This is a genomic window from Escherichia sp. SCLE84 (genome assembly GCF_012584495.1).
Classification (GTDB): domain Bacteria; phylum Pseudomonadota; class Gammaproteobacteria; order Enterobacterales; family Enterobacteriaceae; genus ECMA0423.
The window spans coordinates 2,995,694-3,010,775 of record NZ_CP051430.1; the positions used below are offsets into that span (position 1 = coordinate 2,995,694).

Here is a 15,082-nt window from a genome sequence, read left to right on the forward strand (position 1 = left end):
CGATCCGCCTCATAACTTGCGATAACCCGGAAGCATGCTGCAAAACGGCGTCTTGTGAGACGCGTCGCAAATTGACGGTTACATTACATTTGTCCAGCTTTTGGCAGATTTGTCACATGGCAGGCCGTTGCCGTGCGCTCTTATCCTGTAAACAGAAAACCGTACCGGGAGAAAGGCAATGGCCCTGATTGTGGAATTTATTTGTGAGCTACCTAACGGCGTACATGCGCGTCCGGCAAGCCACGTTGAAACGCTGTGTAATACTTTTTCATCACAAATTGAGTGGCATAACCTGCGCACTGACCGCAAGGGCAACGCCAAAAGCGCCCTTGCGCTGATTGGCACCGATACGCTGGTGGGCGATAACTGCCAGTTACTGATTTCCGGGGCCGACGAACAGGAAGCGCACCAGCGTTTAAGCCAATGGCTGCGCGATGAATTCCCCCACTGCGACGCACCGCTGGCGGAAGTAAAATCTGACGAACTGGAACCACTGCCGGTTTCATTGACCAATCTGAATCCGCAAATTATCCGCGCCCGCACCGTGTGCAGCGGTAGCGCAGGCGGCATTCTGACGTCGATCTCTTCTTTAGATCTCAATGCGCTGAGTAATCTTCCCGCAGCCAAAAGCGTTGACGCCGAGCAATCCGCACTGGAAAACGGCCTGACGCTGGTACTGAAAAACATTGAGTTTCGTCTGCTGGATAGCGACGGTGCTACCAGCGCGATTCTGGAAGCTCACCGATCCCTGGCTGGCGATACTTCCCTGCGCGAACATTTACTGGCAGGCGTCAGCGCCGGATTAAGCTGCGCCGAAGCAATTGTTGCCAGCGCGAATCACTTTTGCGAAGAGTTCGCCCGTTCCAGCAGCAGCTACCTGCAAGAACGTGCCCTGGACGTACGCGACGTCTGCTTCCAGTTACTCCAGCAAATCTACGGTGAGCAACGCTTCCCGGCACCGGGCAAACTGACGCAGCCCGCCATTTGTATGGCTGATGAACTGACTCCCAGCCAGTTCCTCGAACTGGATAAAAATCACCTCAAAGGATTGTTACTGAAAAGCGGCGGCACCACCTCACATACGGTGATCCTTGCCCGTTCGTTCAACATTCCGACGCTGGTTGGTGTGGATATTGATGCTCTCACTCCGTGGCAGCATCAAACGATTTATATCGACGGCAACGCTGGGGCGACTGTGGTTGAGCCAGGGGAAGCCGTAGCTCGTTATTATCAGCAAGAAGCCCGCGTACAGGACGCCCTTCGTGAGCAACAGCGTGTCTGGCTGACCCAACAAGCCCGTACCGCTGACGGTATCCGCATTGAAATTGCCGCTAACATCGCTCACTCCGTGGAAGCGCAGGCCGCATTCGGCAATGGTGCGGAAGGCGTTGGTTTGTTCCGCACTGAAATGCTCTATATGGATCGCACCAGTGCACCGGGCGAAAGCGAGCTGTACAACATTTTTTGTCAGGCGCTGGAGTCTGCCAACGGACGCAGCATTATTGTGCGCACTATGGACATTGGCGGCGACAAACCCGTTGATTATCTGAACATTCCGGCAGAAGCTAACCCGTTCCTCGGTTATCGCGCTGTGCGTATTTATGAAGAATACGCCTCGCTGTTCACCACACAACTACGGTCGATCCTGCGCGCCTCCGCTCACGGCAGCCTGAAAATCATGATCCCGATGATCTCTTCAATGGAAGAGATCTTATGGGTGAAAGAAAAACTGGCGGAAGCCAAACAGCAACTGCGTAACGAACACATTCCGTTTGATGAGAAGATCCAGCTCGGCATTATGCTGGAAGTGCCGTCGGTGATGTTCATCATCGATCAATGCTGCGAAGAGATTGATTTCTTTAGTATTGGTAGTAATGACCTGACGCAATATCTGCTGGCGGTGGATCGCGATAACGCTAAGGTTACTCGTCACTACAACAGCCTGAATCCGGCATTCTTGCGGGCGCTCGATTACGCCGTGCAAGCGGTGCATCGCCAGGGCAAATGGATTGGTCTGTGCGGTGAGCTGGGAGCGAAAGGTTCCGTGCTGCCGTTGCTGGTCGGTTTAGGGCTGGATGAACTCAGCATGAGCGCACCGTCAATTCCGGCGGCGAAAGCGCGAATGGCGCAACTTGATAGCCGTGAGTGCCGCCAGTTGCTCAACCAGGCAATGGCCTGCCGTACTTCGCTGGAAGTGGAACATCTGCTGGCGCAATTCCGCATGACCCAACAGGACGCACCACTGGTCACCGCCGAGTGCATCACGCTGGAAAGCGACTGGCGCAGCAAAGAAGAAGTGCTCAAAGGCATGACCGATAACCTGCTGCTGGCAGGGCGCTGCCGCTATCCGCGTAAACTGGAAGCCGACTTGTGGGCGCGCGAGGCCGTTTTCTCTACCGGTCTGGGCTTTAGTTTTGCCATTCCACACAGCAAATCAGAACACATTGAGCAATCCACCATCAGCGTAGCGCGTCTGCAAGCGCCGGTGCGCTGGGGCGATGATGAAGCGCAATTCATCATTATGTTAACCCTGAACAAACACGCTGCGGGCGATCAGCACATGCGCATTTTCTCGCGCCTCGCTCGCCGCATCATGCACGAAGAATTCCGTAACGCGCTGGTTAACGCCGCCTCTACCGACGCTATCGCCAGCCTGCTGCAACATGAACTGGAACTGTAAAAGGAAACATCATGGAACTGTATCTGGACACCGCTAACGTCGCAGAAGTCGAACGTCTGGCACGCATATTCCCGATTGCCGGGGTGACAACTAACCCGAGCATTATCGCTGCCAGCAAGGAGTCCATCTGGGAAGTGCTGCCGCGTCTGCAAAAAGCGATTGGTGATGAGGGCATTCTGTTTGCTCAGACCATGAGCCGCGACGCGCAGGGGATGGTGGAAGAAGCGAAGCGTCTGCGCGACGCCATTCCGGGCATTGTGGTGAAAATCCCGGTGACTTCCGAAGGTCTGGCAGCAATTAAAATACTGAAAAAAGAGGGTATTACTACACTTGGCACCGCTGTATATAGCGCCGCACAAGGGTTATTAGCCGCACTGGCAGGAGCAAAATACGTTGCTCCGTATGTTAACCGCGTAGACGCCCAGGGCGGAGACGGTATTCGTACGGTTCATGAGCTGCAAGCGCTGTTAGAAATGCACGCGCCAGAAAGCATGGTGCTTGCAGCCAGCTTTAAAACGCCGCGTCAGGCACTGGATTGTTTGCTGGCAGGATGTGAGTCCATCACCCTGCCTTTAGATGTAGCGCAACAAATGCTCAATACGCCTGCGGTAGAGTCAGCTATAGAGAAGTTTGAATACGACTGGAATGCCGCATTTGGCACTACTCATCTCTAAAGGAGCAATTATGGACCGCATTATTCAATCACCGGGTAAATACATCCAGGGCGCTGATGTGATTAATCGTCTGGGCGAATACCTGAAGCCGCTGGCAGAACGCTGGTTAGTGGTGGGTGACAAATTTGTTTTAGGTTTTGCTCAATCCACTGTCGAGAAAAGCTTTAAAGATGCTGGACTGGTAGTAGAAATTGCGCCGTTTGGCGGTGAATGTTCGCAAAATGAGATCGACCGTCTGCGTGGCATCGCGGAGACTGCGCAGTGTGGCGCAATTCTCGGTATCGGTGGCGGAAAAACCCTCGATACTGCCAAAGCACTGGCACATTTCATGGGTGTTCCGGTAGCGATCGCACCGACTATCGCCTCTACCGATGCACCGTGCAGCGCATTGTCTGTTATCTACACCGATGAGGGTGAGTTTGACCGCTATCTGCTGTTGCCAAATAACCCGAATATGGTCATTGTCGACACCAAAATCGTCGCGGGCGCACCTGCACGTCTGTTAGCAGCGGGTATCGGCGATGCGCTGGCAACCTGGTTTGAAGCGCGTGCTTGCTCTCGTAGCGGCGCGACCACCATGGCGGGCGGCAAGTGCACCCAGGCGGCGCTGGCACTGGCTGAACTGTGCTACAACACCCTGCTGGAAGAAGGCGAAAAAGCGATGCTTGCCGCCGAACAGCATGTAGTAACCCCGGCGCTGGAGCGCGTGATTGAAGCGAACACCTATTTGAGCGGCGTTGGTTTTGAAAGCGGCGGGCTGGCGGCGGCTCACGCGGTGCATAACGGCCTGACCGCTATCCCGGACGCGCATCACTATTATCACGGTGAAAAAGTGGCATTTGGTACGCTGACGCAGCTGGTTCTGGAAAACGCACCGGTTGAGGAAATCGAAACCGTAGCTGCACTTAGCCATGCGGTAGGTTTGCCAATAACTCTCGCTCAACTGGATATTAAAGAAGATGTCCCGGCGAAAATGCGAATTGTGGCAGAAGCGGCATGTGCAGAAGGTGAAACCATTCACAACATGCCTGGCGGCGCGACGCCAGATCAGGTTTACGCCGCTCTGCTGGTAGCCGACCAGTACGGTCAGCGTTTCCTGCAAGAGTGGGAATAACCTACTCCAAACTCCCGGCTTGTCCGGGAGTTTGAACGCAAAATTGCCTGATGCGCTACGTTTATCAAGCCTACGAAATCTCTGCAATATATTGAATATGCGTGCTTTTGTAGGCCGGATAAGGCGTTCACTCCGCATCCGGCACTCTGTGCCAGTAATCTGAAACTCCCACGTTGTTCAGGAGTTTTTTATCCGCTTCTGGACATTTTCTCCACAGAACAATCGTTAGCCCGGAAGGTCGAATCTGTGACTCTTATTTTCACGGACGAACCAGATGAAAGCTTCACTGGCGCTGCTCAGCCTGCTAACGGCATTTACCAGCCACTCCTTAAAATCTCCCGCCGTTCCACCAACCGTGGTACAAATCCAGGCCAATACCAACCTTGCCATCGCAGACGGTGCCAGACAGCAAATTGGCAGCACGCTATTTTACGATCCGGCGTATATGCAGCTTACCTATCCTGGCGGTGATGTCCCGCAAGAACGCGGGGTATGTTCCGATGTGGTGATCCGTGCATTGCGCAGCCAGAAGGTCGATTTGCAGAAACTGGTGCACGAAGATATGGCGAAGAATTTTGCCGAGTACCCGCAAAAATGGCAGTTAAAGCGCCCGGACAGCAACATCGATCACCGTCGGGTGCCTAATCTGGAAACCTGGTTTACCCGCCACGATAAAACACGCCCCATCAGCAAGAACCCCAGTGACTATCAAGCGGGCGATATTGTCTCCTGGCGACTGGATAACGGACTGGCACATATTGGGGTGGTGTCAGATGGCTTCGCCCGCGACGGTACGCCGCTGGTGATACATAACATTGGCGCAGGCGCGCAGGAAGAAGATGTGCTGTTTAGCTGGCGGATGGTGGGGCATTATCGTTATTTTGTTAAATAAGCGATCGCCCCACATGAAGAAAAAATTCAGATGCTTTTTACACTGACAGCTTCTTTTTTCTTACGGCTCACCAGCGCCAGTGCCAGCACAATCAGCACAATACCGCTACCTTCAACGGCCCCCGGATTCTCACCGAGCAGCCACCAGGAAAAGAGTACGCCGCAAACGGGAACGGCCAGCGTGCTTAAGCTGGCAATACTGGCAGGCAAGTTTTTCAATACAAACAACCATAAGCTCCACGCCAGCGCCGTCGCCAGAATCGCACTGTAGGCCAGCGCCCAGAACACGGTGGGCTGCCAGTCAATTTCACGTTGCGGCACCAGTAAAGCGACCACACTCATCACCAGCGCCGCATAGAGCATCTGCCAGGATGTTAACGACAATAAATCCACGCGCGGATGACGGGCATACAGACGTTTAGCAACAATCGCGCTCGCCCCCCAACTGACGCCGGAGAGGATTGCCAGCATGGCACTTTTCATCGAAGAGAAATCGAGTTGCCACGGCTGCAACACCAAAAATAAGCCGAAAGCGGCAATCAGTATCGCGAAATATTGCCCACGTCGCAGGCGTTCACCGAGAAACAACGCGGCGAAAATCACCACCCAGAACGGCATGGTATAGCTTAGGATCGCCACCTTCCCCGCTCCGCCGCTGACCAGCGCCCACTGCGCCAGGCCAACCATCCCGCAGGTTTGTAACAGGGCAATGGCTAAGGTGTATTTAAACGGTGTCGGGCGCATTCCGCGACCACGTAATAAAAGGACGATGAATAAAACGAGAGCGCCGAAAATGCAGCGTAAGGCGGTAAAGTCGAAGGCACCGATGTAGCTGGTGACTTGCTTCATGAAAATCCAGCTATAACTCCAGATAAGTGTGAGCACAACCAGGCCACTGATTGCCAGTGGGTTGCTCTTTCCTGCGACAGACATGAGAGATCCAGTGTGTAGTTTTCCTGTGGACACTATACGCCGGTAAAGAAACTTCAGCGACTGCCTGAAAGGCAGTCGCTGAAGAAGGTCAGATTACAGCAGGTCGAAACGGTCGAGGTTCATCACTTTCACCCATGCCGCCACGAAGTCTTTAACAAACTTCTCGTGAGCATCGCTGCTGGCGTAAACTTCAGCCACCGCACGCAGGACAGAGTTAGAACCAAATACCAGATCCGCACGGCTGGCAGTGTATTTCACTTCGCCGGTTTCGCGGTCACGGCCTTCAAACAGCTCTTTCGATTCGTCGGTCGCTTTCCACTCGTAACGCATATCCAGCAAGTTCACGAAGAAGTCATTGCTCAATACGCCAACGCGGTCAGTGAAGACGCCGTTTTTGCTGCCATCGAAGTTGGCACCCAGTACACGCATCCCGCCCACCAGCGCGGTCATTTCCGGCGCGGTCAGGGTCAGTTGCTGGGCTTTGTCGATCAGCAGTGACTCGGTGGTGGAAACATCCAGACGAGCGCGATAGTTACGGAAACCGTCAGCAATTGGCTCCAGCAGCTCGAACATCTCAATGTCAGTCTGATCCTGACGCGCATCAACGCGGCCCGGCGCAAACGGTACATGAATGCTCAAACCTGCGGCGCTTGCGGCTTTCTCAACACCAACCACACCAGCCAGCACGATGATATCCGCCAGCGAGGCTTTACCAGACTCTTTCTGGATTTTCTCCAGAACAGGCAGAGCACGAACGGCTGCGGCGTTCACATCCCAGTCGCGCTGCGGCATTAATGCCAGACGCGCACCGTTGGCACCACCGCGTTTGTCGCCACCACGGAAGGTAGAAGCAGAAGCCCAGGCCACCGATACCAGCTCACTAACAGACAGACCAGAATCCGCAATCGCGAATTTCAGATCGATAATGTCCTGCTCGGTCGGGTTGTAGATCGGCTGCGGCAGCGGATCTTGCCAGATCAGATCTTCTTTCGGCACTTCCGGCCCGATGTAGCGAGATTTCGGCCCCATATCCCTGTGCGTCAGTTTGAACCAGGCACGGGCAAAGGCTTCGTTGAACGCCTGCGGATCGTTGAGGAAACGACGAGAGATCTTCTCGAACTCAGGATCAAAACGCAGCGTCAGGTCGGTCACCAGCATCGTCGGTTTACGTTTCTTCGACGGATCGAACGGATCCGGGATAATTTCCGGTGCGTCTACCGCTTCGAACTGGATTGCTCCAGCCGGACTGCGGGTCTGTACCCACTCATACTTGAACAGGTTCTCGAAGAAATAGTTGCTCCACTGGGTCGGCGTCTGGGTCCAGACTACTTCCAGACCAGAGGTAATGGCATCTGCGCCAACGCCGCTGCCGTAAGTGCTCGCCCAGCCTAAACCTTGTTCTTCAATCGGTGCAGCTTCTGGATCAGGACCTACGTTTGATGTCGGACCGGCACCGTGGGTTTTACCCAGCGTATGACCACCCGCAATCAGCGCCACGGTTTCTTCGTCGTTCATGCCCATGTTGCCGAAGGTCGCGCGGATAGCTGCTGCCGCAGAAAGCGGTTCGCCGCTGTGGTCCGGGCCTTCCGGGTTAACGTAAATCAGGCCCATCTCGGTTGCACCCAGCGGTGCTTTCGCCAGCGCTTCCGGATGACGGTGAGTCAGCCAGGCTTTTTCATCACCCCAGTTAACATCCAGATCCGGTTCCCAGACGTCTTCACGACCGGCACCAAAACCGAAGGTACGGAAGCCGGAGTTTTCCAGCGCCACGTTACCTGCGAGGATAAACAGGTCGGCCCAGGAGATTTTCTGACCATATTTCTGTTTGATTGGCCACAACAGGCGACGCGCTTTATCGAGGCTTACGTTATCCGGCCAAGAGTTCAGCGGTGCAAAACGTTGCTGACCACGACCCGCGCCGCCGCGTCCATCGATTGAACGGTAAGTACCCGCGCCGTGCCAGGCCATACGAATAAACAGACCGGCGTAACTGCCCCAGTCGGCAGGCCACCACGGCTGAGATTCTGTCAGCAGGGCTTTCAGATCTTTTTTCAGGCCGTAGTAATCTAATTTGCTGAATTCTTTTCGGTAGTCAAAGTCCTCACCCAGTGGGTTAGAACGATTAGAATGTTGGTTTAACAGGTCAACACGGAGTTGATTTGGCCACCAGTCGCGAGTGGTTGTGCCCGCCCCCGCGCTCTGGTCGTGACCGCCCTGATGGAACGGGCATTTGCCAGTGGCTGTGGTGTTATGAATATCGTCTGACGTGCTCATCAATGTGCTCCCCTCTACAGTGTTACCGTTACGATACACAGCGTTAGAGAGAAGTTATAATTGAATTAATCCACGGATGCGATAGTTGAGATCTTACATATTGTTGGTTAAAGAGATGTAGATCAAATTGATCGTAATTAAGCTTTTTTGATTATGTCCGAATTCGGACAAATGCTTTATAAAAAAGGGTTTTAGGTTCATATCCTTCAAGTAATGAGGGAGAAAACAAGGCTGATAACCTTATTTTCCCGCCCTCATTTCGAGGCAGCATTTTGTGCTCTGTTTAAAATTTGTGATCACTGTGTGATTTTCACAAAAGCCACACTATTTATAAACCAGGTCGAACACCCAGCGTATGGCAAATCGCGTAACTCATTTCAGCGCGGTTAAGCGTATAGAAGTGGAAATCTTTCACTCCTTCACGGCTTAAAATCTTCACCATATCCATGGCAATATTCGCTCCCACCAGTTTGCGGGTTTCGGCATCGTCGTCCAGCCCGTCAAACATTTGTGCCATCCACGCCGGAATACGTACGTTGGTCATATCGGCAAATTTCTTCGCTTGTTTAAAGTTCGAGACCGGCAAAATTCCCGGAATAATTTCCACATCAATACCCGCCGATACGCAGCGGTCACGAAAACGCAGGTAGCTTTCGACATCAAAGAAGAACTGAGTAATCGCGCGGTTGGCTCCGGCATCGACTTTGCGTTTCAGGTTGAGCAAATCCGCCTGAGCGCTTTTTGCTTCCGGGTGAACCTCCGGATACGCCGCCACGGAGATATCGAAATCTGCCACTTCTTTTAACAGCGTCACCAGGTCAGAAGCATACATTTCCGGCTTACCACTTCCCGGCGGCAGATCGCCACGCAGCGCCACGATATGACGAATACCGTTATTCCAGTAGTCGCGTGCAATGGTGCGCAGCTCGTCGGGCGTCGCATCAATGCAAGTAAGATGCGGTGCCGCTTCCAGACCAGTGCGATCTTTAATGCCTTTAATAATGCTGTGCGTACGGTCGCGCTCGCCGGAGTTCGCGCCATAGGTCACCGATACAAACTTCGGTTTCAGGCTGCTAAGGCGATCGATGGAGTTCCACAGGGTCTGCTCCATTTCACTGGTACGCGGCGGGAAAAACTCGAACGAAACGTTAATTTGCCCCTGGACTTCTGCCAGGCTCTGATTCAGGGCATCCCGCTGGCTGGCGTGAAAAAAGCTCATACCTTACCTCATCAATCGCTTGTAGTTATATGTTGTGTTGTGCACATCTATCCGTTTAGACGTCCAGATGTAAAGATGAAGGAAAAGCCGAAGGGCGTCAACCGAAAAATGACCAATGATGGTGAGGAAAAATCAGGGAAGATGAAAAAACTTCAGGATGGTAAGAAAAAGAAAATCCGGTATGCAAAGCAAACCGGACTGCAAATATAAACTAACCATGTACTTATTGCTTCTTGCCGGATTCGTCGTAAACGCTTAATCCGGCCTAATCCTATGATAATTCAATATATTTCATTAGAAACCATAAACCCGAAAACATGAGTACCGGGCATTATTAAATTTCTGAAATTACAACAACTGTGCCAGCCGGTTGATATCCGACTGAATCGCCCCGGCGGTGACGTCGCGCCCCGCGCCAGGCCCACGGATCACCAGCGGGTTGTCGCGATACCAGCGGCTTTCGATGGCAAAGACGTTATCGCACGGCAGCAGTGATGCCAGCGGATGGTCTTCACGCACCGCCTCCACGCCCACACGCGCTTTGCCGTTGGCATCGAAACGCGCCACGTAGCGCAGCACCAGCCCCATTTCGCGGGCCGCTTCCAGCCGTTGCACCATCTGCTCGTTAAGTTCATCGCCATTTTCAAAGAAATGGTCGATGCTGCCGCCTTCGCAATGAGCAGGCACCAGCGATTCCACACGTACCTGGTCCGGTTCAATGTTGTAACCCGCTTCACGCGCCAGAATTACCAGCTTGCGCATTACGTCTTTGCCGGAGAGGTCGTCACGCGGATCAGGCTCGGTTAAGCCCTGCTGCCACGCCTGATCCACCAGCTCGGTAAACGGCACGCTACCGTCGAATTGCAGGAACAGCCAGGAGAGCGTGCCGGAGAAGATCCCGCTGATCGACAAAATAGTATCGCCGCTGTCGATCAGATCGCGCACGGTGTGGTTGATCGGCAAGCCCGCACCGACGGTGGCATTGTACAGCCAGTGACGCCCGGTTTTTTCGAAGGCGTCGTGGATCTGGCGATATTTATTGCTGTCGCTGGCTCCCGCCAGTTTGTTGGCGCTGATAACGTGGAAACCGTGGCTGGCGAAATCAAGATACTGATCAGCAAGCTGCTGGCTGGCGGTAACGTCCAGCACCACTAAATCATCATACGGATGGGCGCGCATCCACAGGAACAACGACTCTTCATCCTGCTCAACCGCTTCATCGTTGAAGAAGGCTAACGCGCGGCTGGCGTCCAGCCCGTCATAGCTCAACAGGCTGCGGCGGCTGTCCACCACACCTGCCAGCACAAACTCAAAGCCGGTACGTGCCGAAAGCGTGCTCTGCTCACGGGCGAACAGTTCCAGCCAACGGGAACCGATATTGCCCTTACCGAACAATACCAGGCCGATGCGTTTTTCTGCGCGGAAGACGGACTGATGCAGCCCCTGAATCAGGCTTTCGGTCGGGCCGGTGCGCAGTACTGCCACCAGGCTGATGCCGTCATCGGACTGCCAGGTAAATTCGACCGGCTGGCCTTTCAGTTGCTGCCAGAAGCGGTGGCAATGCAGCGGGTTACGGGTGACGCCTGCACCGACCATCGCCACCAGCGCCAGCCCCTGACGCAGGCGCAGTTCGCCAGGTAATCCCGCTTCGTCGAGGATTTTCAGCGCACTGTCGGCCACTTCTGAGGTGTAGCAAAATTGCAGCAACTGGCGATCGTTATGTACGCCAACCGCCAGCGGGCGTACCTGCGCGCGTTTCAGGATTTGGTCGATCTCTTTATGCGCCAGTTTGAAATCCTGACTGGCGGGCACCTGAAACTCAATCAAACAGACATCATCGTGGCTGGTGACAATACGCGCACCAGTACCGGAGGCCAGCACGCGTTCAATGCGCGTGGAACCTTGATCCGGCGTGTAGCTACAGCGCAGTTGCAGGTCGATTTCGCTGCCAGAAACCGGCTGTAAAGTACGGGCGTGAAGAACGGGAGCCGCCAGGCGCGCCAGTTCGCTGGCCTCATCCAGACGCAGCAACGGCAGCAGGCAGGCATCTTTCACTTTACGCGGGTCGGCACTGTATACCCCGGCGACGTCGCTCCAGATGGTTACGCGAGAAACACCCGCCAGCGCACCGATTTGTGTCGCGGAATAGTCGGAACCGTTACGCCCCAGCAGCACCGTTTCACCGGCGTTGTTGCGGCTGATAAATCCGGTCACCACCAGACGTTTGCCCGGATGTTGCACCAGCAGCTGTTGCAGCAACGGGTAAGAAAGCCCTTCATCAACCTGCGGTTGTGCGGCGCGTTCAGCGCGTAAAAACTCGCGGGCATCAAGCCAGGCCGCTGGCAGCCCTTGTTGATTAAGTACCGCAGACATCAGGCGTGCCGACCACACTTCACCGTGCCCCACCACTTCCGCATACACTGCGTCGTTAATACCGCTGTCGAGCAGCGCCGCCAGGCGCTCAAGGTCGCTGACAAAAGCGCTAATGAGGCTATCGGCTTCTTCAGCGGGTAGCAGACCGCTAATCAGATCGCACTGATAGCGACGCAGCGTTTGTTGAACCTGATGCGCAGAGAGACGATCGGTCTGGCTTAGTTTCAACCAGTTAATCAACTGGTTAGTGGTGCTACCGGCGGCGGAAACCACCATCATATCGTCAGGCTGAGAGTACTCCGCCATAATGCCCGCGACACGCAAATAACACTTCACATCAGCCAGACTACTGCCACCAAATTTATGCAGCTGACGACCTTTCGCCCCTGCCTGCGCAATCACACTCATTTTTACCCCTTGTTTGCAGCCCGGAAGCCATTTTCCAGGTCGGCAATTAAATCTTCGCCATCTTCAATACCGGTGGAGATACGCAGCAGCGTCTCGGAGATCCCGGCGGCAGCACGCGCTTCTGGTGCCATGCCTGCATGTGTCATGGTTGCGGCGTGAGAGATTAAACTTTCCACTCCCCCTAATGATTCCGCCAGCGTAAACAACGACAGTCCACCCAGGAAACGACGCAGCGTCTGCTCATCGCCATCCAGTTCAAAACTCAACATTGCGCCATAGCCTTTTTGCTGGCGCGCGGCAATTTCATGCCCCTGATTTTCCGGCAGCGACGGGTGATACAGTTTTTTCACCAACGGCTGGCTTTGCAGATATTTCACAATCGCCTGCGCGTTGCGCTGCGCCAGCTCCATACGCGGCACCAGAGTTCGCAACCCGCGTAGCAGCAGATAGCTGTCAAACGCGCCGCCCGTCACGCCAATATTGTTTGCCCACCAGGCCAGTTCGGTGACAACGTCCGGATCTTTAGCAATCACCACGCCAGCCACCACGTCTGAGTGACCGTTCAGATATTTCGTGCATGAATGCAACACCAGATCGGCACCTAATGCCAGCGGATTTTGTAATGCCGGGCTTAAGAAGGTGTTATCCACCACGCTCACCGCCCCGACTTCCCTTGCCAGATGGCAGATTTTCGCAATATCCACGACGCGTAACAATGGATTACTTGGGCTTTCTACCAGTACCAGTTTGGGTTTTTCTGCCAGCGCTGCCCGTAATGCCTGTTCATCGCCTTGATCAACAAACAACACGCGATAGCAACCGCGTTTCGCCAGGCTGTCGAACAGGCGATAGCTACCGCCGTAGCAGTCGTGCGGCGCAACCAGCAGATCGCCAGGTTTCAAAAAGACGGTCGTTACCAGGTGAATCGCGGACATGCCGGTATTAGTAAGTACTGCACCAGCACCGCCTTCCAGTTCTGCCAGCGCACGCTGAACCACATCGCGCGTTGGGTTGCCGCGACGCGAGTAATCATGCGCGCGCGGTTCATTAAATCCGGTAAAGTTATATGTGCTGGAAAGATGGATCGGTGGGACAACGCAACCATACTGTTCGTCGTCATTTAACCCGCTACGCACTGCGATGGTGGCCTGTTTACGCGTCATGTGATGAAGTTCCCTGGGCTTTGTCGGTGAAATGTCAGGCACCAGAGTAAACATTGTGTTAATGGACGTCAATACATCTGGACATCTAAACTTCTTTGCGTATAGATTGAGCAAATCCCAAATAGCCGTTAAAATTATATGCATTATCACGCCGACAGGTGCATTACACGATGTCACGGTAACGCCTGTACGGTAAACTATGCGGGTTTACGGTCAGTACCCACATAAATTGTGTGGTCTGGTCTCAATTTATTGACGAAGAGGATTAAGTATCTCATGGCTGAATGGAGCGGCGAATATATCAGCCCATACGCTGAGCACGGCAAGAAGAGTGAACAAGTCAAAAAGATTACGGTTTCCATTCCTCTTAAGGTGTTAAAAATCCTCACCGATGAACGCACGCGTCGTCAGGTGAACAACCTGCGTCACGCTACCAACAGCGAGCTGCTGTGCGAAGCGTTTCTGCATGCCTTTACCGGGCAACCTTTGCCGGATGATGCCGATCTGCGTAAAGAGCGCAGCGACGAAATCCCGGAAGCGGCAAAAGAGATCATGCGTGAGATGGGGATTAACCCGGAGACGTGGGAATACTAAAGCGGAAAAGAGCGGCGCGGAGTTAACCAGCCGCTTTTTTCATACAAGGACGTTTAACGATGAAAATCAGGCTACTGATCCTCAGCCTGCTGGTTTCTGTGCCTGCCTTTGCCTGGCAGCCGCAAACTGGCGACATCATCTTTCAGATCTCTCGCTCATCGCAAAGTAAAGCGATCCAACTGGCGACCCATTCCGATTACAGCCACACCGGTATGCTGGTGATGCGTAACAAAAAGCCCTACGTTTTTGAAGCGGTCGGCCCGGTGAAATACACCCCGCTCAAGCAGTGGATTGCCCATGGTGAAAAGGGCAAATACGTCGTTCGCCGCGTTGAAGGCGGACTGAGTGTTGAACAACAGCAAAAACTGGCGCAAACGGCAAAACGTTATCTCGGTAAACCGTATGATTTCAGCTTCTCATGGAGCGACGATCGCCAGTACTGTTCGGAAGTGGTGTGGAAGGTTTACCAGAACGCGCTGGGAATGCGCGTGGGCGAACAGCAGAAGTTGAAAGAGTTTGATCTCAGCAACCCGCTGGTCCAGGCGAAGCTCAAAGAACGCTACGGTAAAAATATTCCGCTTGAGGAAACGGTAGTTTCACCACAAGCCGTTTTCGACGCGCCACAACTCACCACGGTTGCCAAAGAGTGGCCGCTGTTTTCGTGGTAATGGATGATGAAAAAAATAATTCCCGCCGTAGTCTGTTTGTTGCTTTGTAGTTGCACGACCTTTCCGCAAGCTGTCGCTCCGGTAAACGGTG

The 15,082-nt window shown here is 53.9% G+C and carries 12 protein-coding genes; 7 read left to right on the forward strand and 5 right to left on the reverse strand.

Going from position 1 to position 15,082, the window contains the following annotated elements:
- Nucleotides 1-178 precede the first annotated feature (178 nt).
- From ptsP to HGD79_RS14610, 4 genes are all read left to right on the forward strand, one after another.
- The gene (gene ptsP / locus HGD79_RS14595; RefSeq protein ID WP_168848431.1) at nt 179-2,680 is read left to right on the forward strand and encodes a phosphoenolpyruvate--protein phosphotransferase; all 2,502 of its coding nucleotides are present in this window, start codon (nt 179-181) and stop codon (nt 2,678-2,680) included.
- 11 nt (nt 2,681-2,691) lie between these two features.
- Entirely contained in the window at nt 2,692-3,354 is a 663-nt protein-coding gene (fsa, locus tag HGD79_RS14600) for a fructose-6-phosphate aldolase (protein WP_000424837.1), read from the forward strand.
- Between the two features lie 10 nt (nt 3,355-3,364).
- Complete coding sequence (gene gldA / locus HGD79_RS14605) at nt 3,365-4,468, forward strand: bifunctional L-1,2-propanediol dehydrogenase/glycerol dehydrogenase (protein ID WP_000374004.1); 1,104 nt, start codon at nt 3,365-3,367, stop codon at nt 4,466-4,468.
- A gap of 274 nt (nt 4,469-4,742) precedes the next feature.
- A complete protein-coding gene (locus HGD79_RS14610) occupies nt 4,743-5,360 on the forward strand; it encodes a DUF1287 domain-containing protein (RefSeq protein WP_000647882.1) in 618 nt (205 codons plus the stop codon).
- A 26-nt stretch (nt 5,361-5,386) separates the two neighbouring features.
- Here HGD79_RS14610 and yijE read toward each other — a convergent pair whose 3' ends face one another.
- The 3 genes from yijE to metF all read right to left on the reverse strand — a co-directional run bounded on the left by yijE (nt 5,387) and on the right by metF (nt 9,785).
- Nucleotides 5,387-6,292: a cystine transporter YijE gene (yijE, locus tag HGD79_RS14615; RefSeq protein ID WP_001341951.1), complete on the reverse strand. Its 906-nt coding sequence runs from the start codon at nt 6,290-6,292 to the stop codon at nt 5,387-5,389.
- A 93-nt stretch (nt 6,293-6,385) separates the two neighbouring features.
- Nucleotides 6,386-8,566, reverse strand: a complete 2,181-nt coding sequence (katG, locus tag HGD79_RS14620) for a catalase/peroxidase HPI (RefSeq protein WP_001297636.1) — start codon at nt 8,564-8,566, stop codon at nt 6,386-6,388.
- Nucleotides 8,567-8,894: 328 nt separating this feature from the next.
- Nucleotides 8,895-9,785, reverse strand: coding sequence for a methylenetetrahydrofolate reductase (metF, locus tag HGD79_RS14625; protein ID WP_000007523.1), 891 nt, complete (start codon nt 9,783-9,785; stop codon nt 8,895-8,897).
- 75 nt (nt 9,786-9,860) lie between these two features.
- Between metF and HGD79_RS26890 the strand changes: the two genes are divergently transcribed.
- A complete protein-coding gene (locus HGD79_RS26890; RefSeq protein WP_000660586.1) occupies nt 9,861-9,995 on the forward strand; it encodes a hypothetical protein in 135 nt (44 codons plus the stop codon).
- A gap of 138 nt (nt 9,996-10,133) precedes the next feature.
- Here HGD79_RS26890 and metL read toward each other — a convergent pair whose 3' ends face one another.
- Nucleotides 10,134-12,566, reverse strand: coding sequence for a bifunctional aspartate kinase/homoserine dehydrogenase II (metL, locus tag HGD79_RS14630; RefSeq protein WP_000110772.1), 2,433 nt, complete (start codon nt 12,564-12,566; stop codon nt 10,134-10,136).
- Between the two features lie 2 nt (nt 12,567-12,568).
- A complete protein-coding gene (gene metB / locus HGD79_RS14635) occupies nt 12,569-13,729 on the reverse strand; it encodes a cystathionine gamma-synthase (RefSeq protein WP_001356125.1) in 1,161 nt (386 codons plus the stop codon).
- Between the two features lie 276 nt (nt 13,730-14,005).
- On the opposite strand from metB, the gene metJ reads away from it, so the two are divergent.
- Complete coding sequence (gene metJ, locus HGD79_RS14640; RefSeq protein WP_000852812.1) at nt 14,006-14,323, forward strand: met regulon transcriptional regulator MetJ; 318 nt, start codon at nt 14,006-14,008, stop codon at nt 14,321-14,323.
- A 59-nt stretch (nt 14,324-14,382) separates the two neighbouring features.
- Nucleotides 14,383-14,991 carry a YiiX family permuted papain-like enzyme gene (locus HGD79_RS14645; RefSeq protein WP_000702307.1) on the forward strand — a complete coding sequence of 203 codons (609 nt, stop codon included), beginning with the start codon at nt 14,383-14,385 and terminating at the stop codon, nt 14,989-14,991.
- Nucleotides 14,992-15,082: the final 91 nt, after the last annotated feature.

Excerpts from the sequence above, each read along its gene's own strand:
- ptsP (WP_168848431.1), top strand. The coding sequence starts at position 179 with ATGGCCCTGATTGTGGAATTTATTTGTGAGCTACCTAACGGCGTACAT.
- fsa (WP_000424837.1), top strand. The coding sequence starts at position 2,692 with ATGGAACTGTATCTGGACACCGCTAACGTCGCAGAAGTCGAACGTCTG.
- gldA (WP_000374004.1), top strand. The coding sequence starts at position 3,365 with ATGGACCGCATTATTCAATCACCGGGTAAATACATCCAGGGCGCTGAT.
- HGD79_RS14610 (WP_000647882.1), top strand. The coding sequence starts at position 4,743 with ATGAAAGCTTCACTGGCGCTGCTCAGCCTGCTAACGGCATTTACCAGC.
- yijE (WP_001341951.1), bottom strand. The coding sequence starts at position 6,292 with ATGTCTGTCGCAGGAAAGAGCAACCCACTGGCAATCAGTGGCCTGGTT.
- katG (WP_001297636.1), bottom strand. The coding sequence starts at position 8,566 with ATGAGCACGTCAGACGATATTCATAACACCACAGCCACTGGCAAATGC.
- metF (WP_000007523.1), bottom strand. The coding sequence starts at position 9,785 with ATGAGCTTTTTTCACGCCAGCCAGCGGGATGCCCTGAATCAGAGCCTG.
- HGD79_RS26890 (WP_000660586.1), top strand. The coding sequence starts at position 9,861 with ATGAAGGAAAAGCCGAAGGGCGTCAACCGAAAAATGACCAATGATGGT.
- metL (WP_000110772.1), bottom strand. The coding sequence starts at position 12,566 with ATGAGTGTGATTGCGCAGGCAGGGGCGAAAGGTCGTCAGCTGCATAAA.
- metB (WP_001356125.1), bottom strand. The coding sequence starts at position 13,729 with ATGACGCGTAAACAGGCCACCATCGCAGTGCGTAGCGGGTTAAATGAC.
- metJ (WP_000852812.1), top strand. The coding sequence starts at position 14,006 with ATGGCTGAATGGAGCGGCGAATATATCAGCCCATACGCTGAGCACGGC.
- HGD79_RS14645 (WP_000702307.1), top strand. The coding sequence starts at position 14,383 with ATGAAAATCAGGCTACTGATCCTCAGCCTGCTGGTTTCTGTGCCTGCC.